The organism is Aeoliella sp. (genome assembly GCF_965227375.1).
Classification (GTDB): Bacteria; Planctomycetota; Planctomycetia; order Pirellulales; family Lacipirellulaceae; genus Aeoliella.
Map to the genome: position 1 here is coordinate 4,772,820 of NZ_CBDDFX010000002.1, position 22,553 is coordinate 4,795,372.

Here is a 22,553-nt window from a genome sequence, read left to right on the forward strand (position 1 = left end):
GAACTATTACAATAGGTGCATGGACGACACCACGCCTAACAAAGATAATCCTTCAGCCGCGCCGGTCGAAGAGGCGAAACCGCCTGGCTGGCGCAAGAGCAGCTATACCTCGCTGTTTCGCGTGTGGTGGTTCATCGTCTGGGGACTCGTCTTTCCCGTCGTGTTCCTCTGCATGGCGGGCACCTGGGGTGGTTTCGAGATGTACCAGTCAGGCCGCTTCGGCACCTACTGCGTGCTGGTGTTTGAGTGGCAGGCGATGATCTGGCTGTACCCCCTCTTGGCGTTCAGCGCGTGCGGTCTTCTTTATCAGCTCTTGCGTCGGCCGACCGACAAGGCGCCAGCCTGGCAGTTGGGGGCGGTACTCACGGGATTGCTGTTGTGGTTGGAGTTGTTCGTCGCCTGGTGTGGTGCGGTGGAACACGAAATGGACGTTGCTGCGAGCTTGTTCCTCACGATCATTGTCGCCCCCATTGCGGGCGTCCTGGCCGTTCAACCACCGATTGTCATCACCATGCTGGTGAAGGGACTTGAGCTCAAGGCCAAACACGAGATCGTGGCGGTTGTGATTGGCACAGTCATCATTACCATCGCTTCGTTGAGCGTTTACGCCGGTGGGTGGCTCGTTGGTGCGATGGTCGCAACACCGCTGGCCGTGGTGACGTACGGTCGGGCGAGTTGGGAGCTGCTGGCGCCACTGCGGAAGAGCTGGCGGATTTCGATCTCCGCGTTGCTGGCGGTGTTTATTTGGTTGTCGGTGAACTTCGCCGCCTGGCGGCGGGCCATTCTGGTGGCCATCGACGAATACAACCACCTGCCCACCGAACCGCCAGAAACTTGCTTTGTGATCACCGCCGCCGCGCAGGGCCACCGCTGGCTGGTTGGCTCGCGCGACGTCGGGCAGGCGTTCCGCGTCACTCGCCAACTGCAGTTGCTCAAAGCGCTGGAAGTCTTGCTGCACGCAACCGTGCCCCAACTTCATCGGCCGCTGCGCCGGCTCTATAACCGTGTAGGCCCGCAGGTGGCGCGACGGATTCGATTCGCCTGGCTGGCGGACGTCGTGTACCTGGCGATGAAGCCAGCCGAGTGGATCGCGTGGCTGGTGGTGCGCGTCGTGGCCGGCGTGCCGCGGAGTTCGGTGCGGCGAGTGTATGAGCAACAACTACGGACGCCGCCACTTCCAGAACGGAACGAACACCACGCCAGCGATCAATAGCCACGGCACGCACGCCACGATGGCCAGCAAAGCGTTCTTACCCAGTGAGAGGATGGCCGAGGCGGAGTTGGTCCAAGTCGAGGCAATCTGTGTTCCAAAACCGGGTGCTTGCGGCGGTTGGTAGTTATGCTCCTCGCGAACGGTGAGTGTCACGGTGGTCAATTCGGTGCGGTCGGCCAGGTACCGCAACCGGCCTTCCATCTGCTCGATCTCGGTCCGCACGCGCGACAGTTCGCGCTCCACTTCGATCACGTCCTTGATCTCGCCCTTGTTGTCAGCCAGCAACTTGAGGATGCGCTCTTCCAGTCTCTTCTTGCTGCGGATGCGAGCTTCGAGGTCGACGTACTCTTCGGTCACGTCTAGCCCGTTCTGCTCGCGCCGTTCCGGCACACCCAGATCGCCGGTGGCGTCGAGGAACGACTCGAACGAGGCCACCGGAATGCGCACCGTCCACGTGCCGGAGCGTTCGCTCCCCTGATTGAGCGCTAGATTCGCGCTGGCGATGAATCCGCCGTACTGCTTCACCAGCGATGTGATCGATTGCTCCACGCCAGAGAAGTCGTCGACCACAATCGAGAGCGAAGCGGTGTAGATGATCTTGCGGTTATCGGCTGCCGGTGATTCCAAATCGGCCTCACTTACTTCAGCCACCGCCAAGCCGAGTTGCCGCGGTGGTTGGGACGCTGTAGAGCTGGGCGGCCTTGCCACCTTGGCGGATTCTAGGGCACTATCTGAGTAACCGCAGCCGATACAGACGGCCGAACAGAGAAGAACGGCGGATAAGCGATACATGGCGAACTCCCAAGGCTTGTAGGACGGCCGAAGCATTCAACGTGCTCAAGCTTTGACGTCCGGCTGGAACGAAAAGTTCCGCCCTACCCTCGCGGATATTGCCGGCAGTATTCGTACATCGCCATCACGGTGGCCGTGGCCACGTTGTAGCTGTACGGCATGCCCCACACGGGGATTTCGACCACCGCGTCGAGTTCGGCCAGGATGTCCTCGGTGAGCCCCTGCCGCTCGTTGCCGATCACCAACACCGTGCGGCGCTCGAACTCGTAGTAGTGCAAGTCGGTCGAGTTGGTGGTCTGCTCGAGTCCCACCAGCGTGTAGCCTTCGGCTTTGAGCTTCTTGAGCGCTGGCGCCAGCGAGTTGTGCGACTCGAGCTTCAAGGTCTGCGCCGCGTCGCGGGCGATTTTTGGGTCGAGCTTGACGCGGCCGGCGCACACGATCCGTGTCACCCCACAGCAACCCGCCGCCCTTGCGATCCGCGACAGGTTCACGTTCGAGCGCATCGGTGCACAGGCCACGACCAACTCGCGCGGCTGCGTAAGCTTGCTTGGCTCCTTGTGACGAAGATGCTCGAATCGCGGCATTGGGCTTACTGACTTTCGGTAGTCATTCCCTCGACATTCCAGTTGGAATTGGTGGCAATACTGCGTAAGCTATCAGTTTGCCCTGCCCTCCGCCATTCACCCTTTCCCGGTGTCGATGAAACTCCGCAAGAACCTGCCCGCCATTGTTGTGGCGACCCTACTCGTAGGCGGAGTGGTATGGTCGCTCACGGCAAGTCGACTGCCCCCGGCGGATTTCACTTTCAACAACGCGACCGAAATTAAGACGGTCGACCCCGCGTTGATTGGTGGCATCCCCGAAGGCCGAGTGGTAAGCGCGCTGTTCGAAGGATTGGTGCGCGTCTCGCCCGACGATCACACGCCGGTAACCGGCGGGCCGGAGAAGTGGCCCGGCGTGGCCGAGTCGTGGGACATCTCCGACGACAAGCGAACTTACACGTTCCACCTGCGCAAGGACGCCCGCTGGTCGAACGGCGATCCGGTCACCGCCGAGGACTACCACTACTCGATGCGGCGGTTTCTCAATCCGCTCACCGCAGCCGAGTACGCCAAGCAGGGTTGGTACCTGGTAAACGGCAAGAAGTTCAACTCCGGCGGCACCTACCTCGAGCCGGGCGATCCGGTGGAGATCGAGTTGAACCTGAAGCCCGGCGAGCACAACACCAAGCTCGGCGAGTTGGTCAAAGGGACACTGATCCGCAAGGACCCCAAGACCATGCCCGAGGACACCAAGGAGCGGGACAAAATCACGCAGAAGTTCTACGTCGAGGTCGACGGCCAGGAGCGTTGCTACGTGGTAGCCGACCCCGATCGGGGCGACGAAGTGCCCGAAGGCTGTGTGGGCTGCCGGATCCTGACGTTCGACTTCGATGAGGTTGGCATTCGTGTGATCGACTCGCACACGCTGGAAACGGAGCTGGAGAATCCAACACCGTTTTGGCTCGAGCTAATGGGCTTCTATCCGCTGTTTCCCGTGCACCGCGGCTGCCTGGAAAAGTACGGCGCCCCCGACTGGACCCGCCCCGAAAACATCGTAACCAACGGGCCGTACCGCATTGGCTTCCGTCGCCCCCGTGACCGCATCCGGCTGGTGAAGAACGAGCACTACTGGAATCGCGACAACGTTGCTCTTGAAGTGATCGACTCGATGGCCGTGGAAAAGGACACCACGGCACTCAACATGTATCTGCTCGGCGAGATCGACTGGATCGACCGGATGCCCAACAATTTGATTCGCGAGTTTCTCGAGAGCGATCCGCCGCGCGACGACTTCAACCCCGCTCCACAATTGGGCGTTTACACGTACAAGCTGAACGTCGAACGCGAAGCTCTGTCCGACAAGCGAGTGCGTCAGGCCTTGGCCTTGGCGCTCGATCGCGAAGAGATCATCCGCACCGCAGTCCGCGGCCCGCAGCAACCGGCGCTCAACATGGTGCCGCCCCAGGTGACCGGTTACACGCCAGCCTACATGCCCACGCCCGACCCCGATCGAGCGAGGCAACTGCTCGCCGAAGCGGGCTTTCCAGGCGGCAACGGATTTCCCAAGTTCGAGATCTTCTACAACAACAACGAAGGGCACAAAGCGATTGCCGAGCTACTTCGCAAGCAGTGGCAGCGCGAGTTGGGCATTAGCGTGGGGCTACGAAACATGGCGTGGCCCGCGTTTACCGACGCCATGCGGCAGACCCAGTACGACATCGGGCGGCAGGGATGGATCGCCGACTACAACGACGCCAACACGTTCCTCGACCTGTACGTGAGCGACAACGAGAACAATCAAACTAACTGGGGAAGCGACGAGTACGACCAGTTGATCAAAGACGCTGAAGCGGAGGCCGACCCCGAGAAGCGCAACGCGATCTTGCACCAGGCGGAAACCATCCTGATGGACGAGCTTCCGGTGATCCCGATCTACTTCTACTACTCGCGGAACATGGTGAAACCTCACGTTCGCGGGTTCTACAACAACGCGTTGGACTCGCACCCGCTGCACGCGTTGTGGATCGATCGCGACACGACCCAACCCAACGAGTTCATGAGGCCGGTGGAGTGATTGGGTACTTCGTAAAACGTGGTCTGTGGCTATTGCTCACCGTGTGGGTAGTGTTCACCCTCACGTGGTTACTCGCGAACGCCTCGCCCGGCTCGCCGTTCAGCAGCGAGCGGAGCCTGCCGGCGGAGATCGAAGCCAACCTGCGCCGGCACTACAACTTGGACAAGCCCGCGCACGTGCGTTACCTGCTCGACCTGGGCAACTTGCTGCGAGGCGACTTGGGCGTGTCGAGCAAGCAGGTCGACTTCACGGTGAACGAACTGGTGTCGCTTTGTTGGCCCGTCTCCGCAGCGTTGGGCCTAGCGGCGCTGGCGTGGGCGGCCGTGGTGGGGCTGGTGGCAGGCGTCGTGTCGGCCGCCCGACGTGGGTCGCTAGCCGACTACAGCTTGATGTCTATTGCTACCGTGGGGATCGCGCTGCCGAACTTCGTGATCGCCGGGTTTGCGATCCTGCTGTTTTCGTTCTTGATACCGCTGTTGCCGCCCGCCGGGTGGGGCAGCCCTCGGTATCTGCTGATGCCGGCGTTTTGCCTGGGAGCCCCCTACGCGGCGTACATCGCCCGCATTTCCCGCACCGGCATGCTCGACGTGCTGTCGCAAGATTACATTCGCACCGCACGGGCCAAAGGTCTTTCCCGCCGCGCGGTGATCCTGAAACACGCCCTACCCACCGCGGTGATCCCCGTGGTGTCGTTCCTCGGCCCCGCCGTGGCGGGCATCATCACCGGCTCGCTGGTAATCGAGAAGCTGTTCGCCATTCCCGGCATCGGTTACTCGTTCGTGCAAAGCGCCATCGACAACGACACCCCAATGGCGATGGGCATCGTCGTGCTGTACACGATCCTGCTATTCACCATGAACACGCTGGTCGACGCCGCCTACACGTGGCTCGATCCGCGAGTGAGTTGGGAGGATGTATGACGAACAAGACGAATTGTATTTGAGCACATGGCCAAGATGCAGAACACTAGCCCCAAACCCAAATCGCCGCGCGTAGGCAAGTCGCTGTGGAGCGACGCCTGGGGCAAGTTGCTGCGCAATCGAATGGCCGTAGTCTGTATGGCAGTGCTGGTGTTGGTGGCCTCGGGGGCGTTCTTCACACCTTTGTTGCCGCTGCAGCCGTCGGACAAGACCGATACCAGTCGCGACTTCGATCCGCCGACGTTCACGCACCACCCGAGCGACAATTTGACGATCCGACAGGAAGGCGACGTCGAGCCAGTGCCGCTCACGCTCGAGCATATCGCAGCATCCAATAAGAAGATCGCGACGCTGAAGAAGCGAATCGCCGACCTGCCTCCTGACAGCGAGGAGAGAGAACAACTGGTCAATTCGATCGAGGACATTCGGCAAGGTCCCTACACCGATGCCGGGTTCACGAACATGGGCCCTGTGAGTCGCTGGATGACACGCATGCGGCTTCGCATTTTTGGCAATTGGTCGATCCCTTCGATTTGCGGCCGCGACAATCTGGGGCGGGATGTGCTGTCGCGGATCTTCTGGGGCGCGCGGGTGTCGATCATCGTGAGCATCGTGGCCACTTTGGTGTCGCTGGTAATCGGTGTTAGCTACGGCTCGATTGCCGGCTACTTTGGCGGTGTGACCGACGCGGTGATGATGCGGATTGTCGACGTGCTGTATTCGGTGCCGTTCATCTTTGTGGTGATCTTCTTGCTCACGATCCTGGGCGAGGAGCAAACCAAGAAACAGCTGGCCGAGTTCGGTATTGATCGCATCACGATTTTTTACGTCGTGGTCGGCGCGATCTACTGGCTCACCATGGCCCGCGTGGTGCGAGGGCAGGTGCTGTCGCTCAAGAAGGAACTGTACGTCGAAGCGGCCCGCGCCCAGGGAGCCGGCCAACTGGAGATCATCGCCCGGCATATCGTGCCGAACGTGATGAGCGTGGTGATCGTGTACCTGACGCTCACCATTCCCCGCGTGATGCTGTTCGAGGCGTTCCTGTCGTTCCTCGGCCTGGGCGTCGAATCGCCCGACGTCTCCTGGGGCACACTCGCCAGCGAGGGGCTCGACGTGATCAACCCGGTTCGCACCTATTGGTGGCTGGTCGTGTTCCCCAGCATCGCCATCGGCACCACGCTGTTCGCCCTGAATTTCTTCGGCGACGCGTTGCGCGACGCCCTGGACCCCAAACTCCGCGAAGGGCGGTAGACGACTTGCCTGACGCTCGTCGGCGAGTGACAATCAAGGCAGGGCCAACTCATCCTTTTGCGTTGTGGAGGATTCCATGCGTCATTATCCGTTGTTATTGGTGCTCGCTGTCGTAGCCGCTGTGGGCTGCGCCACGAAAGAAGACAAAGCCTCGTACGCCGACCTGGTGATGATCTACAACGCGGAGGCCGAGGCGCTCGACCGCCTGGAGCGAAAGCGGGCCGATCGCATCGCCGAGTACGAGGCCACACTCAGGCCCAGCGGCGATGCCGCGATCGAGGCACTCGGCGGCATGCTCGAAAGCATGAAAGACACCCCACCGCCCGATCTCAATGCAGCGGACCCCAACGAACTGTTGGACAACGCAATTGCTAATGCCGAGAACCTGGACGCCCAGGCGGGCGACCTGCTGGAAGCGGCCGCCGCCGCTGCCGGCAAGCCACCGAGCCGCGAGGCGATCGTGGGCCTCTACAGCGAAGAGTTCAAAGCCGAACTTGCAGCGCTGGATGCTGAGATCGAGGAACAGCGCGCACGCGTCGATAAGGCCAAGGCCAACCGCGATGCTGCGGAGCCCAAGTAGGCGTTACTCGTCACTCGACGGTGCCAGCAACTCCAAGGCGATCGCGCCCATGGTGTTCATGCCGGTTTCGAGCGTCGCGTCGGGATCGGGATAGAATCGAGGCGAGTGAAGCGACGGAGGTGGAGTGCCGCCACGCTTGAATTCGTCGAGCCGCTCCTGGCTCACGGCGCCGAGCTTGTACATGCAGATCGGAATGCCCGCGATGCCGTAGCGGCTGAAGTCCTCGCCGCCCATGGTGGGCTCGCTCCGCGATACGTTGTCGCTGCCAATCACTCGGCCGGCAATCTCAGCAACTTGCTCGGCAAGTTGTGGGTCGTTGAACAGCGAAGGTGTGCCTTCGGAGATCAGCACTTCGGGCTCCGGAGCTCCGGCGCTCATGGCGGCCGCTTTGGCTTTGCGTTTGATCGCCTCGGCTAGTTGCTCGCGCACCTGCGGCGAGTAGCTCCGCACGGTGAGCTGCAGTTTGCACTCGTCGCTGATCACGTTGTGCTTGGTGCCCCCTTCGATCGCACCGACGGTAATCACGGCTGGTTCAATCGGTTTTATTTCACGACTGATGATCGTTTGCAGGTCGAGCACCAGCTTGGCGGCGATGGGAATCGGGTCGATGGTCGTCTCGGGATACGCCCCGTGCCCGCCCCGCCCTTTGATGGTGATGTCGACGCTATCGACGTTCGCACACGCGTAACCCGGGCAGTAGCCAATAGTGCCGCACGGGCTGTCGGCCGAAACGTGAAGCGCCACGGCGAAATCGGGCCGGGGAAACATGGTCAGCAACCCGTCGTCGAGCATCGCCTTGGACCCCGCACCGCGTTCTTCGGCCGGTTGCATCAGAAAGATGACTGTTCCCTGCCAGGCGTCCTTGTTCTCGGCCAGCATCCGAGCGACGCCCACCAGGTTCGACATGTGAATGTCATGCCCGCAAGCGTGCATCACGCCGACGGTCTGCCCGCGTTCGTTAGTCGCGCGAACCTTCGAAGCATACGGCACGCCAGTCTCTTCGACCACCGGCAGAGCGTCCATGTCGGCCCGCAGCAGCAGCGTCTTGCCTTCGCCGTTCTTAAGGACACCAATCAGGCCATGCCCGCCAATATCAGTCCGCACGTCGCAGCCAATCTCCCGTAGCTGCTCGGCCAAACGGGCGGCGGTTTTCTCCTCCGCGAACGAAAGCTCCGGCGCCTGGTGAAGCTGTTTGTACACCGCCACCACCTCGGGCAGATGCTCGGCCGTCCACGCTTTGGCAACCGTGGCGGACTTCGGAGGCGAATCCTTGGCAACCGCCAAGCCAGCGAACAACAGTGGGATCAAACAGCAGAGACGCAGCGTCATGATGATTCTCGGGGGAGAAGCTCGGGGGGGAACGGACCACACGTTCTAAGATTGTAGCGCACAACGCGCCGCACTGCGAGCGACAATAGCCGCCACGCGACCTTTTGTGTCATTTCGAAGGGAGTCCAGCGACCGAGAAATCTGGCTTGCAGCTCACTCACACTGAACACTTCGGGAGCTTCGAACTCCAAACTCCAACACTTGGCAACGTCCCCTGGCCCGGGCCACGTAGATTCCTCAGTCGGCGAGCCTCCTGTCGGAATGACACGGGCGCTACGGCCGAGGCGGCCATAGTACGACGGGCTTAGCCGGAAACCAGCGTTATCACCTGAGGCACGATCGCTCGCATCGCCCGCGAGCGGTGACTCAGGGCACGCTTCACCGCGGGGCCCAGCTCGCCGAAGGTGCGGTGGTATTCGCGGACCTCGAACAGCGGATCGTAGCCAAAACCGTGGGAGCCGACTGGCTCGCGGCGGATCACCCCGCGACACGTCGAGTGACTCTCGGCCCGCACCTCGCCGGCTGGATCGGCCAGCGTGACGTGACAGTAATACCGCGCCCCGCGCTTGACTGGCGGCAGATCGCCGAGCTTGTCGAGCAGCAAGCGGTTGTTGTCCTGGTCGGTGGCCTGTTCACCCGCAAACCGAGCGGAGTAGATGCCCGGCGCACCATCCAAGGCGTCGATCTCGATGCCGCTGTCGTCGGCCAAAACCCACTCGCCCAGGTGGACCGCTTGCTGGGTGGCCTTCAATCGGGCATTCGCCGCAAACGAATCGCCATCCTCCACCACTTCGATGGCGGAGGGAAAGTCGTCGAGCGTCGCCACCTCCAGACCAAACGGCGCGAGCATCTCGGCTAGTTCGATGCCCTTTTTCTTGTTGTGCGTCCCGATAACTACTCGCTTGCTCATGCGAGAAGTGTAATGGGCAATGGACCAATGTCCAATTCCCCAATGACCAACTTATTGATTGGTCATTGTGAATTCGCCATTGGTCATTCTTGAACTATCTTCCCCAGGCGTAGACGCTGGTAACCGACTTCTTGGGGGCTTCGATCACTTCGGGGTTGATGTCGAGCGGGACGAACTTGTTCTTGTCGTACTCGATGTACTTCGGTTCCAGACCGTTGGCGACCTGGCCGTGCTGGTTGGAGAACAGGTTGTTGAACTTGCGCTTAACCTCCTCGGCCCGCATGCGGTCTTGCAGCGGGACGTTCTCGCCAACCGACAGCGCGGTGGGCGTTTGGTAGGCGGCCCCGAACGTCTTGAGGATGATATCCACGTCGCGTGTCGGGCGAAGCTGACCGTCGGCCAGGCGATTGGCCACTTTGTCGAACGAACCAATCGTCACATAGCTCTCGGTGCGATCGTGGAACTCGTAGGCTTCCCAACCTCTGGCTCGCAAGAAGACCGTAATGCGATGGGCGTTCTCAGCCGCTTCGACGAGCGGGTCGACGTCATTTTCGCGAGTGCGGTGGCGGCTTTGGCTGGCGCTGCTGAACGCACCTTGCAACACAGCTTTGCCCTGGAACGTGGCGATCTTTACCGTGTACCGCTCGGGGCAATCGAGCAGCGAATGCTCGACACCAGCGTTCATCTTGGTCACAAACGGATCGACGCCCCTGGGCTTGAAGTACTCCTCGGGCATCAGCGGATTGCGCGTCAGAAAGGCCTTCGCCATGGGCGGACCATCGTGTCCACCAGTCAAACGAGTAAGGTACTCTCGCTCGGCGGCCAGATTCTGCGAAGTGTCGTTGTAGCCGCGCTCGAGCGCCTTGGGACGAAGCTTCTTGATCTTTTCCAAGAGGTCTTGAGCGCTGGGATCGTTGATCGTGGGGAAGTTGCCCACCATCACCGCGTGCTCGTGGCTTTGCTCCCCATTCTGGTACCGCCGGCGGATGGGTGCGCCGTAGCGATCGAGTCCACGACCCAAGCGTTCGTCGGTGGAATGATCGAAGGTCATCGAGTGGTGGTACGCTTCGAGGTTGAAGTCTTTGCGCAGCTCCAACACCAACTCGCGAGCCTGCTCTTCAGCGCCGATGCCGCTGAACGTGGCGGCCATTACCATCCAGGGACCACGGCTCTCGCCGAGGGTGTAGTCGGCGTCGACGCGCGATTCGACGCGGTCGGTAGGCATGAACATCCGCCACACAGGGTCGGCGAGGGCCGAGCTGGCAGCAATCAACGACATCGTCAGCAGTGCAATCGTACCGCGATAACGCATGGTATTTCCTCAAATCCAGGAGCAGCTAATCGCCAGCATCCGGCCCAGCCGCGGAGTGCGGCGTTGGGCGGGCGGCAGACAAGGAGCGGAAAAGTACCAAAGCTGCGACCGCCCAGCCAGAGAGAAAATCACCCCGAAACTAGCGTTTTGGGCCGATTTGCCGGTTCGGGATGGCGAAATCCCTGGCAAACCTGAAACCAACAAGCAAGAATTGCGGTAATGTAGGCAAATTGTTCCGCCCGGAGGCCCGCCTCCAAGCATCGCATCCGGGCGTCGAACTGACTTGAAGAAACCAGCTCCAAGCTCCGGAACAACCGCAACCGACAGGGAAAACCATGTCCATCGCCAAGGCCCCGCGTGCCGCCCGATTGCTCGCCGTACTGCTCACCACCATGGTAGCCTATGCCGCCAATCCAACCTGGGCCGACACGGCCACGACTGAAAAGCCCGCCGCATCTGAAGAATCGAAGGACAAGGCGAAGGCTAAGAAAGAACCCAAGAGCGCCTCGGAAGAGAAAGCCACCAAGGGCAAGAAGCTGGACAAGGCGAGGCTGGCGCAGTTGGTGCTCTCCAGCAGCCTGCCCGAAGGTCCCGGTGGAACGGGTTTGTTTGCCGACATTCAAGTCGATCTGCGGAGCATGCTTCAACGGATCGAGCGGGCGGCCGAGGACGACGACATCCACGGCCTGGTACTCAATATCGAAAACCCTTCGCTCGGCCGGGGCACCATCAACGAGCTGCGTGAAGCGATCAAGAAGTTCCGCAAGACTGGCAAGAAGGTCTACGCCCAACTCACCATGGCCATGCCGACCGACTACCTCGTGGCCTGCGCCTGCGACGAAATCGTCATGCCCGAGTCGGGCACACTGGTGCTGCCGGGCGTTCGGGTGGAGGGCATGTTCTACAAGGGGCTGCTCGACAAGATAGGTGTCGAGGCCGACATCATCCACATGGGCGAAGCCAAAGGGGCCGCTGAGCCGCTCACACGCGAGAGCTTCAGCGAAGGCGTCCGTGCGAACCTGACCTCAATGACCGACGATGTGTACGAGCAGATGGTCGCCATCGTGGCGTTCGATCGCCCGATCACCCGCAAGCAAGCCACCGAGGCCATCGACAAAGGCCTGTTGACCGCCGCGCAGGCCAAGAAGTTGGGGCTGATTGATCGCATGGCCTACCCTTCCGATTTGAAAGAGAGCCTGCAGAAATCGCTGAACGCCGACAAGTTGGTCTACGTTCAGAACTACGGCAAGAAGAAGATCGACACCGACTTCTCCGGTCCCACCGGATTCTTGAAGCTTATCAAGCTGATGTCGAGCGGTTCGAGCAGCAGCAAATCGAGCGGCAAAAAGATCGCCATCGTTTATGCGGTGGGCGCCATCACCACGGGCAAGAGCGAGTCGGATCTGTTTGGCAATTCCAGCACCATGGGCTCGAGCACCATCGTCGAAGCCTTGCGCGAAGCCGCCGATGACGAAGACGTGGCCGCCATCGTGCTGCGGATCAACAGCCCGGGCGGATCGGCGATCGCCAGCGACCTGATGTGGAGCAAGATCCAGAGCATCGATAAGCCGATCGTCGCCAGCATGGGCGACGTGGCCGCCAGCGGTGGCTACTACATCGCCATGGGCACCGACAAGATCTATGCGGAACCCTCCACGATCACCGGCTCCATTGGTGTAGTGGGCGGCAAGCTCGCCCTGAAGGGCCTGTACGACAAGATCGGTATTTCGATCGACACCATCAGCCGCGGCAGCAACAGCGGTGTGTTCTCCAGCACCAACAAGTTCACCAAGGGTGAACGCGAAGCCATTATGAACATGATGGAAGACACCTACGAGCAATTCACCTCCAAAGCCGCGGCTGGCCGCGACATGCCCGTGGAGCAGCTCGTGAAGCTGGCTGGCGGCAAGGTCTACACCGGGCGGCAAGCCAAGGCGAACGGCCTGGTCGACGAGCTCGGCACCCTGGACGACGCCCTCGCCGCCGCCAAGCAGCTGGCGGGCATCGAGGAGGACAAAGAGGTCAAAATCATGACCCTGCCGAAGTCGCCCGACCTGTTCGAGTCGCTGCTGGGCGGCAACGAGGCGGAAAAAGAGGTGGAGGTGAAAGTCGACCTCGGCCTGGGCGACTTGCACCCCGAGATGAAGAAGCTGATCGGCCACGCCAAGACCATCCAGCGGGTGTTCCACGAGCCGGTCGTGCTGATGCTGCCGTTCTCGCTGGAGATCAAGTAGCCCCACGCAGCCGGCAGCTTGACCGCCCCCACCCCGGGGACCTAGAATCCTGGGTTTGTGCGGTTTTCTTTGCGTGAATGAGGGCGAGCAGCGTGCCGGGTACTTGTGTTATTGGCCTGCAGTGGGGCGATGAGGCGAAAGGTAAAATCGTCGACCTGCTCACTTCGGGTCGCCGCTACGTCGTTCGCTACCAAGGTGGCGCCAACGCCGGCCACACGGTGGTGGTGGGCGAGGAAGTCTACAAACTCTCGCTCTTGCCCAGTGGAGTGCTCACGCCGGGCGTGACCTGCATGATCACCGGCGGCGTGGTGCTGAACCCCGCCAAGGTGCTCGAAGAGATCGACGAGTTGGTAAGCCGCGACATCCGGCTCGACGGCGAGAGCCTGAAGATCAGCAATCGCACCCACGTGATCCTTCCCTGGCACTTCGCCGAAGATCGCGTACTCGACACCAGCACCGGCGGCGAGAGCATCGGCACCACCCAGCGCGGCATCGGCCCCTGCTACCGCGACAAGGTGGCCCGCAGCCACGCAGTGCGCCTGGGCGACATGTACCGCGGCGACTTCAAGGAGCGGATCGAGCACATCACCAAAGAGAAGAACCGCGTGCTGGCGGCCATGGTGGCCGACGGTGAGTTCGAACCGCTGGTGGCCGACGACATTTACAAGCAATACTCCGACTTTGCCGATCGGCTGAAGCCGTACGTAGCCGACACCACCGAGTTGTTGCTCTCCTCCCTGGAACAGGGTGAGCATGTGCTGTTCGAAGGCGCGCAAGGCTCGCTGCTGGACGTCGACCATGGCACCTACCCCTACGTCACCAGTAGCAATAGCTCGGGTGTGGGTATCTCGAATGGTTCGGGCGTGCCGGGCAAGTACATGGATTGCGTGCTTGGCGTAGTGAAGGCCTACTCCACGCGCGTCGGCGGCGGTCCATTCCCCACCGAACTCGACGACGACACCGGGCAGTACCTCCGCGACCGCGGCAACGAGTACGGCACCGTCACTCGCCGGCCTCGTCGCTGTGGCTGGCTCGACGCGGTGGCCATTCGCTACACCGCGCGGTTGGGCGGGGTGGACGGATTGTGTGTGATGCTGATGGACGTGCTCAGCGGTCTGGACGAAATCAACATCTGCACCGCCTATGAAATCGATGGCGAGCGCACCAACGTGTTCCCCAGCCACGTCGACGACCTGCGGCGCGTAAAGCCAGTGTACGAGAGCGTGCCGGGCTGGGAGGAAGAAATCGACGGCGCGCAATCGTACGACGACCTGCCCGCCGCCGCGCATGCCTACCTCGACCGCATCGCCGAGTTGGTCGGCTGCCCGGTCGACGTGGTGTCGGTTGGCCCCGGACGTGCCCAGACCATCGTGCTCAACGAGTCGCTCACCCGGACGAATTAGCAGCGAATCGACATGTCGCAAGCCGATGCCGCCGGACCGCTCTCCGATGTTCCCCCCGAACGTCGCCCTGCTCACATAGCGATCATCATGGACGGCAACGGCCGCTGGGCGCAGCGGCAAGGCCTGCCCCGCGTGGAAGGTCATCAGCGTGGCGCCGCGGTAGTTCGCGAGATCACCGAACTCTGCTCCGATCTGGGCATCGGCCAACTCACGCTCTATTGCCTGAGCAGCGAAAACTGGAAGCGGCCGGCCGAGGAAATCTCGTTCTTGATGCTCTTGCTCAAGCAGTACATCATCGACGAGCGCGAGCCGATCATGCGAAATAACCTGCGGGTGAGGATGCTCGGCCGCAGGGAAGCGATTCCCGACCACGTCTTGCGGGAACTCGACAAGACCATCGAGATGAGCCGTGGCAACACCGGCATGTGGCTCAACCTGGCGATTAACTACGGCGGGCGGGGCGAAATTGTCGACGCGGTGCGGGCGATCGCCCGTCGGGTGAATGAAGGATCGCTCCAGCCCGAGGACATTACCGAAGACACCGTGGCGGGCAACCTCTATACGGCCGGACTGGCCGATCCCGACTTGTTGGTGCGCACCGCCGGCGAAATGCGCGTTAGCAATTTTTTGCTGTGGCAGATAAGCTATGCTGAGATCTGGGTAACCGACCGCTGTTGGCCCGAGTTCGACGAAGCCGCACTGCACGAAGCGATTCGCGCTTACGCGGCCCGCGATCGTCGCTTTGGTGGTTTACCGGATCTGGCCTGAGCAATATTTCCAGCCATGATTTGAGACGAGAAACTTCTCCGCTTCTAACCTCCACCAATCGTCCTGCATCGATGCTCCACTGGCGAATCATTCTGGCTGTTGTTGCCATTACGGTGGTCCTGGGCGTGGCATGGCTCGATCAATTCGGCCCCCGGCCGGGCATCATCATGCTGCCGCTCGCCCTGGTATGCGCGTGGATGTGTGCGGGCGAGCTAATGGGGCTGTGCGAAAAGGCGGCCGCCAACCGAATGGGCGGAAGCGTAAAAGAAGCCAAGCAAGACCGCACCAAGAGCATTCCCTGGCGTCCGCTGGTCTATGTGGCCACGATGTTTACCGTGCTGTGCAGCACCGCCCCGATGACACTCTACTATCCCGACGGCGGAGTGAGCGGCCGCACCGGCTGGATCGCGTGGGGTTTGATCGGCGGGTTGCTTCTGGCCCTGGTGTACGAGATGGTCACCTACGACGGCCCCGATCAACCTCCCGGCACCATCCACACGCGACTGGCCCGCACCATGTTTGCGATCAGCTACGCGGGCGGGTTAATGGGCTTCGTGGTGCAGTTGAGAATCATCTCGGGCGGCGTTTGGGCGCAGCCCGACGGCACGGACGATTGTCGCTGGGGCATGTTGGCTCTGCTGACGACCATTGCCACGGTGAAGATGAACGACAGCGGCGCGTACTTCGCCGGCCATGCGTTTGGACGTCACAAGATGACTCCCAAGCTCAGCCCCGGCAAGACCTGGGAAGGAACCATCGGCGGCTTCATCGGTTCGATCGCCGGCGCAATGTTCTTCCTTGGTCCCGTCGCGCATTGGCTGGGCTGTGAGTACAACCAATCGCGCAACGAATGGCTTGTTGGTGTCATCATCTACGCGCTGGTGGTCGGCCTAGCAGGCGTGTTGGGCGATTTGGCGATCAGCCTGCTGAAACGGGATGCCGGCGTGAAGGATTCCAGCACCTGGATGCCCGGCTTCGGTGGCTTCCTCGATCTGCTGGATTCGATTCTACTGGCCGCACCAGTAAGCTACGCACTCTGGATGGGCCACGTCGTAGGCCCGTGAGCCGCCTACCACGGCTTCAGCCGCCACCCCAACACAAATCCCAGCCCGAAACACCACATCGCAGCCACCTTTGGTTTCTGCCGAGCGTAATCTCGCACATAGTCGATCAAGTCAGGTACGGGCTGCATCGACCCATCGTATGGCCGATCTTCGTAGCGATCGCTTACGGCGCCGGTAGTTCGATTCGTTTCATTCGTGGTGGTTGTAGACATCGTGAAGACCTTTCTCTGCTAGGGATGTTTATTTAGCGTTACGCGGAGTGCTGCCATCATCTTTGGAAGCGAGAGTACTCTTAAGCCAAGCCAAGTTTTGTTGGAGTTCGCTTCGCGAACGCTCTAGCGACTTTGCACCCTGGCAGCCCAGGCGGTAAGCCACCACCCCCAGGATGCTTGCTACCAACGCAGCAGCTGCGCCCGTGCAGGATAAACCTGCGGCCAGCGATAGTTCCGTACTCTGAGTAATCCAATGCGCAATGCCGGCTAGTATGACCGGAACAGAAGCGAGGACCAGGCAGGCGGCAAAAACGCCGATCACCAGGCTCGACAAGACGTTACGTGTAGCCTCTCGTGCATCGGACTTAAGCAGTTCGAGTTGCAACTCCGCGAGTTCCACCACGTCAGCGAACAGCTGCCGGGTAGGGCCACGCTGCGTTCTTGAATCCATGAGCGGACGCTTCAGCTCTTTCGTTTCCATAACCATCCGAGTAAGCCTCCCAAGACCAGACCCGAGCAAACGATGAATCGCGGATGTTCTCCGGCCCAATCGCTCACTCGATCACCGAAGCGGGAGACCAACAAGCTTCTTGGATTCGATTCGCTATTCAAGAACGGGAAGGTTCTTTGTTCCGATTGTTGGGTATTGTTCATGGCTGCGTTTTGTGTGCAATTACTGGACGGAGCCAACGTCGGATTCGCCGGTCGGAACGATCTCGCCCAACCGCTTTCCAAAGTAAGCCATCATGGCACGAGCAGCGACGGTTCCAAGCCCTAACATCGCTTGCTGCGCGAGGCTTGGTTTTTGCGAGGCCCCTTCGGTGGCTTCGATGCGAAGTCGGCCCGACTTGACCAACTTCTCAACCATTTCGGGAGACGTTACGACTTTGGGTTCCTTTTGCCGCGGTACCAAGCTGTAGCCCAGCGCCGCCGCTACTGCCAGGCACGCGAAGGGATATCGCCTGACGTACGTCTTCCATTGCGTGGCTTCGTGCACTTGATGCGTTATCTCTTCTACGTCACGACTCAAGTCGCTGCGCACACGCTGCATAGCATTTGCAATATCCTCCGCCTGTTCTCCATTCACAGAAGACACAGGCGGGGACATACTACTTAAACGATTGATTGGACGATGCGACATGGGCTCCTACCTGCTGAATGCCTTGGCAAAACCTTCGGGAATGAGTCGGTCTGCCAGGCTCGACATCTGCCCACCCAGCTTCGACATTTCGCGACTCAGCTGGTCCGTCACTCCGCCGTGCGATCGCGCCGTCTGGTCCATCCGCGTGGTGAGCGCAATTCCAACAGCCACACCGACAATCGCGCCCGTGACGAAGGCCGCGATGATCGATTCTTCAGGATGCTCCTGAACAACTTCGCGAGCGCGGTCCGACGTATCGTGGCAGTATTCCGTTATTGAATTCGACATAACCCGCTTCTCTCTTATGTTTAGGGTCTCTCGAGTCTGCAAACCTATCGCGAACGACTGCTGAGTACACCGACGACCAAACCGGTCACCAGTCCTGCTCCCAGTGCGATGGCAACCGACTCAAAGGGGCGGCGGCGCACCACGGCTTCCGCCTGTGCTCGTCGCTCGGCCACTTGTTGGCGAACTCGCTCGGCTGCCTCGGATGTCGAGTCGATGGTCTGGTTGTAGTACTGTCGAGCTGCCCGACTGAACTGTTCGAGCATGGGACGAAAGCGTGCGTCGAGTTCCGCCAGGCGAAGTTCGATCTGTTCCTGCGCTTCGCCAGTCGAACGTTGGATGAATCCGACCAGTTGCTCCAGGTCGCCTTCGAACTGACGAAGCTCGTCGTCGTTCAGGTCGCCCCAAACTTCTTTGACTTTGCCCTTGAGTTCGGTCCAGCCACCTTCGATATGTGCTTGGGTTAACATGCTTAACTCCTTTGCATTTGCTTGGCGAGGGATATTTCGTTCGGGGCTGCCTCAGCATCAGGCCCACAGGTAGGTAATGCAACTGGCGCGCCAGGAACTGTGTTTCCACAAAACGCGGCGTTTACGGCAGTTGCGATCCAGCTATTTGGTGGGAAATTGAGAGTCCGTCGCTCACCCTGGTCCGTAAGAAACCACATTCTGTTTGTCATGGCGTCGGCGCGGTTGGAAAAACGTACCGTAGGCGGTGGGGCACGCAATTCGCTCTCCCAGTGATCATTCAGCCTTTCCAACTTCTCCCACCAGCCGGTTTGACTAAAACATGTCCCTTCCCAGTTCTCCTACTAGCGACGAGCCGGCCCCTGCACCTTCCGTCCAACACGTCCGCATCGACGTACTCCCAAGGCGAGCAGAAAGCTCTGAGGAGGTGTCCATAGAAGCCTCCGCCGCAGAGGATGCAGATCCGGCACGGCGGATAACCGAAAAGACCTGCCTGATCGTGCTAACGGTCTTGGCGGTGTTCTACACTCTGTACTTCGCACGCGCGATTCTGTTGCCCACGACCATGGCGATCGTGCTCAGCCTCGTGCTCAAACCCCTGACCAAACGTATTGGCAAGTTCGGCCTACCGGATGTCGTGAGCACCATCCTCGTGATGACCGCTTTCTCCATCTTGTTAGCCTTGGGCGCCCGCGCGTTGTGGAAGCCGGCCAACCAGTGGATCGAACAATTCCCCAAGAGCATCAAACAGATTCGCGAGGAAGTGAGTTCGTCAGCGGGCCCTCTGGCAAACTTGATGAAGGCCAAGTCGGAAGTCGAAAAGCTTACCTCCGTCCCAGAGCAGGAGGCGGAGGCGTCGGATTCGCTGCTACCTCTTCCCAAACTGCAGGTAGAGGTAGAGCAACCACCGCTCACCAACCGCATGCTTAGCAGCACAGGCAGCTTCGCCACTGCGTGCATTGTGACGCTTTCGCTCTTGTTCTTCTTGCTCGCCGCGGGCGATCGGTTTTTGGAGAAGGCAATACAAGTCCGGCGAACCTGGCGGGAGAAGCGAGATCTAGTGATGCTGATCAAAGAGGTAGAGCGTAAGATGTCCGCCTATCTCGGGGCCATTACCTTTATCAACATCGGGCTGGGCATCGTGATCGGGATCGGGATGTGGCTGATCGGACTGCCGAATCCGCTGCTGTGGGGCGTGGTGGCCGCCATGCTGAATTACATCCCGTTTGCCGGCTTGATCATCGGCACCCTCACGGTGTTCGTCGTGGCGATAGGCGAGTTCGAAAACCTGGGCCACGCCCTCTTGGCACCCGCCATTTATTTGGGCGTTAACGGCATCGAAGCAAATCTCATCACCCCCGTCGTACTGGGCCGATCGATCAGCCTAAACCCGGTCGTCATTCTGCTGGCAGTCTTTCTGGCAGGCTGGATTTGGGGAATTGGGGGGATTTTCCTGTCGGTGCCGCTCTTATTAATGGCCAAGATCGCCTGTGATGCGCATGAGTCGCTTGAACCGATCAGCGTGTTCCTCGCAAAATAGAAGGCCGTGTAAATCGCCGTTCCGCTTGCAGGGCCTCGCATGTTTGCCTTCATCCGCTCGACCGCTGTCGACTTCAGCCGGCACCACTGTCCACAAATGGCGGCCGCCATTGCCTATGGCATGATCTTCTCGCTGCCGGGACTGCTGCTGATCTCAACCACCTTGGTGGCCTACGTAGCAAGCACCGGCGCGCTAGGAGGGAGCGAGGAAGTCGAGCAGCGGATGATGGAAGAGATCGAAGCAGCTGTTGGACCGATTAGCGCCAAGCAAATCTCCGAAGTGCTCGAACACTCGAGAAAGATGCCGAAGTCGAAGGCGGGCTTGATCATCGGCGTTGCCGTCCTGTTGGTGAGTGCATCGGGTGTGGTGGCTCAGGTGCAGGTGTCGCTGAACACCATTTGGAGCGACGTGGACGATTCGCCCCGCGAGCGAAACCGCAACTTCCTGGTGAAACGCCTGCTTTCCATTGCGTCGGTCATCATCGTTGCGCTGCTATTGGTCGCGTCGCTGGTGATGAGCACCCTGTTTGCCGCCTTCGGCGACGCGCTGAAACCGTTGCTACCGCCAGCCATGGCAAGCACCGCCGCGTGGCTGACCGGTACGGTGACGAATCTGCTCGTGAGTTGGGGCGTGTTCACAGCCATCTACAAGTGGCTGCCCGACGTGCGCGTGGGCTGGAAAGACGCATGGCGCGGGGGGCTGCTGACCGCTGGAATGTTCTGGGTGGGCAGGTCGGTGCTGTCGATCTTGATCGCCCATCTGGGCATCGGTTCGGCTTACGGCGCGGCCGGCTCGCTCGCCGTGCTGCTCTCCTGGTTGTATTACAGCGCGCTGGTGTTCCTGTTGGGCGCCGAGTTGACGCGCCACGTCGAGAATCGGGCGATCCAGAAGCGCGAGGCGAAAAAAGAACGCGCTGGATAGTCTCACACGGCACTGGGGCTAGCCGAATTTCCAGCAAATCGCTGGATTTCGTGTCAGATCGGGCGATCCCCGCCCATATAGATGGCAGCGTTCTAGCCGCAGGTATGTATGCCTCACTACTCAGCGATGTCCCAGGCGGACGGCGTAGAACGTGAGCTAGGGACATCAGTTCGAGAGGCACGCGAACAGAGAAGCGCGTTGATGGAAGTCTATGTTCAAGCTGTCTCGAATCAGATCTCTCCTCCCGTACATTGGCAAATCCTCTCGCGATAACCTCAAAAGCCGGCCAGCGTTGTCTGTAGAGCGCCAGGAGCAACGAACCGTGCTCTCGGCCAATTTCTATATCACGGAATTTCTCGCTTCGAATAGCGGTGGGTTGCAAGACGGCGACGGAGACACACCCGACTGGATTGAACTCTTCAACGCCGGCGCCAGTACTGCAGACCTTAGCGGCTATCACTTGACCGACGACAGGGCGGACCTTACCAAGTGGGCGTTCCCAGCAGGAGATGGCCATCGACCTTGCCTTAATGACGGACGCCGCCGATAGCCAGGTCCCCCGCGGCGAAAGTCGATCAGGCAGGCGATCTTCCCTTGCGGTGGACCAGGTTACCACCGGGGAGCGAGAACAGTGCGCCGCTTCGGAAGCAGCGTTCTCCGAGATCATACCTTCGCCGCAGTGATCTTACTTCTTGCTCTTCCGAGCGTCGCGAAGGTCACGCACACGATCGTGCACTGCTTTTACGTTGGCGTACTGCTGCTGAAGCAGATCCGTAGCAGCGCTTCCGGCCACTTCCTTCAATACGTCTTCATACTTCTCTTTGATGGCGTCTTCGCCACGTTCTGCCTCTGCCAGTGCGGCGTAGGCGTCGCCGCCGGAGACCACGCTGCGGAACTTCAGCCACGCTTGGTGCACGGCCGCCGACCAGCTTCGATCATCAGACGCCTGGCCATCGTTCACCTCGACCAAGGCATTCAGTTCGTCCGCCTGGCGGGTGCGATCCACCGCCCAGACGCGGAAGTCGGAAGCCAGCGACTTATCGTTGATCGCCTCAGCTGCTTCCTGAAAGCCAGAAGCGCTGTCGCGGTTGATCTGTACCAGTTGCGCCAGCTTGTTGACAGTTTCGTTTGGCAAAGTGGCTTTCGTCTCTTGCGTCGAGATACTCATATTCTTCCTAACTCCGTTGAGGTGTGATTTGCGTTAAGGGTCGCGGCAAGACCAGGGACAAGAAGGGGGCGGGGGAGAACTTGTCCCCGGTCTGCGCCGTCCAATCGACAAGGCATATGAAAGCACTACTTGCGTGCTACACCGTCGAACGCACTCGTGGGAAAATCAAACTCACGATGAACAGCACCAGGAACACAAAGAAGCAAATCTTTGCAGCACCATAGGCCATTCCTCCCACCAGTCCGAAACCGAACAAGCCGGCAATCAATGCAATAACCAGAAACGTGATAGCCCAACCTAACATAGTGTGCCTTCCTTTCTCGAAGGGATGTGTCGCCACACAAATGCAGGTGCGGTCGACTCGGTTGCGTTTACGATTGACTACCAATGCAATCGCAATGCCAAAAGTACAAACTACGAAAATGCT

Annotated in this window: 24 protein-coding genes; 12 read left to right on the forward strand and 12 right to left on the reverse strand. The window is 60.3% G+C overall.

Annotated elements, in window-relative coordinates; all coding sequences use genetic code 11:
• Positions 1 to 19 precede the first annotated feature (19 nt).
• Positions 20 to 1,213 carry a DUF6688 family protein gene (locus ACQK2L_RS31510; protein WP_425401032.1) on the forward strand — a complete coding sequence of 398 codons (1,194 nt, stop codon included), beginning with the start codon at positions 20 to 22 and terminating at the stop codon, positions 1,211 to 1,213.
• On the opposite strand, the gene ACQK2L_RS31515 is transcribed toward ACQK2L_RS31510, so the two are convergent.
• Together ACQK2L_RS31515 and ACQK2L_RS31520 are read right to left on the reverse strand one after the other, a co-directional pair.
• Positions 1,160 to 2,005 (reverse strand): DUF4349 domain-containing protein, encoded by an 846-nt coding sequence (locus ACQK2L_RS31515; RefSeq protein ID WP_425401033.1) that lies wholly within the window; start codon positions 2,003 to 2,005, stop codon positions 1,160 to 1,162. The two genes, ACQK2L_RS31510 and ACQK2L_RS31515, sit on opposite strands and share 54 nt — an antisense overlap.
• A gap of 83 nt (positions 2,006 to 2,088) precedes the next feature.
• Entirely contained in the window at positions 2,089 to 2,589 is a 501-nt protein-coding gene (locus tag ACQK2L_RS31520) for a TrmH family RNA methyltransferase (protein WP_425401034.1), read from the reverse strand.
• Positions 2,590 to 2,704: 115 nt separating this feature from the next.
• Between ACQK2L_RS31520 and ACQK2L_RS31525 the strand changes: the two genes are divergently transcribed.
• The 4 genes from ACQK2L_RS31525 (at position 2,705) to ACQK2L_RS31540 (ending at position 7,372) form a co-directional block, all read left to right on the forward strand.
• Positions 2,705 to 4,621, forward strand: a complete 1,917-nt coding sequence (locus ACQK2L_RS31525; RefSeq protein WP_425401035.1) for a peptide ABC transporter substrate-binding protein — start codon at positions 2,705 to 2,707, stop codon at positions 4,619 to 4,621.
• Complete coding sequence (locus ACQK2L_RS31530) at positions 4,618 to 5,541, forward strand: ABC transporter permease (RefSeq protein WP_425401036.1); 924 nt, start codon at positions 4,618 to 4,620, stop codon at positions 5,539 to 5,541. The genes ACQK2L_RS31525 and ACQK2L_RS31530 overlap by 4 nt, the downstream gene beginning before the upstream one ends.
• Positions 5,542 to 5,568: 27 nt before the next feature.
• On the forward strand, positions 5,569 to 6,792 hold the full coding sequence (locus ACQK2L_RS31535) for an ABC transporter permease (RefSeq protein ID WP_425401037.1): 1,224 nt from the start codon (positions 5,569 to 5,571) through the stop codon (positions 6,790 to 6,792).
• Between the two features lie 76 nt (positions 6,793 to 6,868).
• Positions 6,869 to 7,372 (forward strand): hypothetical protein, encoded by a 504-nt coding sequence (locus ACQK2L_RS31540; protein ID WP_425401038.1) that lies wholly within the window; start codon positions 6,869 to 6,871, stop codon positions 7,370 to 7,372.
• A gap of 3 nt (positions 7,373 to 7,375) precedes the next feature.
• Here the strand turns inward: ACQK2L_RS31540 and ACQK2L_RS31545 are convergent, their stop codons facing one another.
• The 3 genes from ACQK2L_RS31545 to ACQK2L_RS31555 all read right to left on the reverse strand — a co-directional run bounded on the left by ACQK2L_RS31545 (position 7,376) and on the right by ACQK2L_RS31555 (position 10,923).
• Positions 7,376 to 8,701 (reverse strand): M20 metallopeptidase family protein, encoded by a 1,326-nt coding sequence (locus tag ACQK2L_RS31545; RefSeq protein ID WP_425401039.1) that lies wholly within the window; start codon positions 8,699 to 8,701, stop codon positions 7,376 to 7,378.
• 304 nt (positions 8,702 to 9,005) lie between these two features.
• Positions 9,006 to 9,611 carry a non-canonical purine NTP pyrophosphatase gene (locus ACQK2L_RS31550; protein WP_425401040.1) on the reverse strand — a complete coding sequence of 202 codons (606 nt, stop codon included), beginning with the start codon at positions 9,609 to 9,611 and terminating at the stop codon, positions 9,006 to 9,008.
• A 94-nt stretch (positions 9,612 to 9,705) separates the two neighbouring features.
• Positions 9,706 to 10,923: a hypothetical protein gene (locus tag ACQK2L_RS31555; protein ID WP_425401041.1), complete on the reverse strand. Its 1,218-nt coding sequence runs from the start codon at positions 10,921 to 10,923 to the stop codon at positions 9,706 to 9,708.
• A gap of 335 nt (positions 10,924 to 11,258) precedes the next feature.
• Here ACQK2L_RS31555 and sppA point away from each other — a divergent pair, with 335 nt between their 5' ends.
• The 4 genes from sppA to ACQK2L_RS31575 all read left to right on the forward strand — a co-directional run bounded on the left by sppA (position 11,259) and on the right by ACQK2L_RS31575 (position 16,392).
• The gene (gene sppA, locus ACQK2L_RS31560) at positions 11,259 to 13,157 is read left to right on the forward strand and encodes a signal peptide peptidase SppA (protein ID WP_425401042.1); all 1,899 of its coding nucleotides are present in this window, start codon (positions 11,259 to 11,261) and stop codon (positions 13,155 to 13,157) included.
• Between the two features lie 92 nt (positions 13,158 to 13,249).
• Positions 13,250 to 14,560 (forward strand): adenylosuccinate synthase, encoded by a 1,311-nt coding sequence (locus tag ACQK2L_RS31565; protein ID WP_425401043.1) that lies wholly within the window; start codon positions 13,250 to 13,252, stop codon positions 14,558 to 14,560.
• A gap of 12 nt (positions 14,561 to 14,572) precedes the next feature.
• Complete coding sequence (locus ACQK2L_RS31570) at positions 14,573 to 15,328, forward strand: isoprenyl transferase (RefSeq protein ID WP_425401044.1); 756 nt, start codon at positions 14,573 to 14,575, stop codon at positions 15,326 to 15,328.
• 71 nt (positions 15,329 to 15,399) lie between these two features.
• A complete protein-coding gene (locus tag ACQK2L_RS31575; protein ID WP_425401045.1) occupies positions 15,400 to 16,392 on the forward strand; it encodes a phosphatidate cytidylyltransferase in 993 nt (330 codons plus the stop codon).
• 5 nt (positions 16,393 to 16,397) lie between these two features.
• Here the strand turns inward: ACQK2L_RS31575 and ACQK2L_RS31580 are convergent, their stop codons facing one another.
• The 5 genes from ACQK2L_RS31580 to ACQK2L_RS31600 form a co-directional block, all read right to left on the reverse strand.
• Entirely contained in the window at positions 16,398 to 16,604 is a 207-nt protein-coding gene (locus ACQK2L_RS31580) for a hypothetical protein (RefSeq protein WP_425401046.1), read from the reverse strand.
• A gap of 28 nt (positions 16,605 to 16,632) precedes the next feature.
• On the reverse strand, positions 16,633 to 17,091 hold the full coding sequence (locus ACQK2L_RS31585) for a phage holin family protein (protein WP_425401047.1): 459 nt from the start codon (positions 17,089 to 17,091) through the stop codon (positions 16,633 to 16,635).
• Between the two features lie 186 nt (positions 17,092 to 17,277).
• Complete coding sequence (locus ACQK2L_RS31590) at positions 17,278 to 17,655, reverse strand: hypothetical protein (protein WP_425401048.1); 378 nt, start codon at positions 17,653 to 17,655, stop codon at positions 17,278 to 17,280.
• Between the two features lie 96 nt (positions 17,656 to 17,751).
• On the reverse strand, positions 17,752 to 18,033 hold the full coding sequence (locus ACQK2L_RS31595) for a hypothetical protein (protein ID WP_425401049.1): 282 nt from the start codon (positions 18,031 to 18,033) through the stop codon (positions 17,752 to 17,754).
• A gap of 44 nt (positions 18,034 to 18,077) precedes the next feature.
• Positions 18,078 to 18,500: a CsbD family protein gene (locus ACQK2L_RS31600; protein WP_425401050.1), complete on the reverse strand. Its 423-nt coding sequence runs from the start codon at positions 18,498 to 18,500 to the stop codon at positions 18,078 to 18,080.
• Between the two features lie 319 nt (positions 18,501 to 18,819).
• On the opposite strand from ACQK2L_RS31600, the gene ACQK2L_RS31605 reads away from it, so the two are divergent.
• The 3 genes from ACQK2L_RS31605 (at position 18,820) to ACQK2L_RS31615 (ending at position 21,508) form a co-directional block, all read left to right on the forward strand.
• Positions 18,820 to 20,037, forward strand: coding sequence for an AI-2E family transporter (locus ACQK2L_RS31605; protein ID WP_425401051.1), 1,218 nt, complete (start codon positions 18,820 to 18,822; stop codon positions 20,035 to 20,037).
• 39 nt (positions 20,038 to 20,076) lie between these two features.
• Positions 20,077 to 20,958, forward strand: coding sequence for a YihY/virulence factor BrkB family protein (locus ACQK2L_RS31610; protein WP_425401052.1), 882 nt, complete (start codon positions 20,077 to 20,079; stop codon positions 20,956 to 20,958).
• 322 nt (positions 20,959 to 21,280) lie between these two features.
• The gene (locus ACQK2L_RS31615) at positions 21,281 to 21,508 is read left to right on the forward strand and encodes a hypothetical protein (RefSeq protein WP_425401053.1); all 228 of its coding nucleotides are present in this window, start codon (positions 21,281 to 21,283) and stop codon (positions 21,506 to 21,508) included.
• Between the two features lie 135 nt (positions 21,509 to 21,643).
• Here the strand turns inward: ACQK2L_RS31615 and ACQK2L_RS31620 are convergent, their stop codons facing one another.
• Together ACQK2L_RS31620 and ACQK2L_RS31625 are read right to left on the reverse strand one after the other, a co-directional pair.
• Positions 21,644 to 22,126, reverse strand: coding sequence for a PA2169 family four-helix-bundle protein (locus ACQK2L_RS31620; protein ID WP_425401054.1), 483 nt, complete (start codon positions 22,124 to 22,126; stop codon positions 21,644 to 21,646).
• Positions 22,127 to 22,262: 136 nt separating this feature from the next.
• Positions 22,263 to 22,430: a DUF1328 domain-containing protein gene (locus ACQK2L_RS31625; RefSeq protein WP_425401055.1), complete on the reverse strand. Its 168-nt coding sequence runs from the start codon at positions 22,428 to 22,430 to the stop codon at positions 22,263 to 22,265.
• Positions 22,431 to 22,553: the final 123 nt, after the last annotated feature.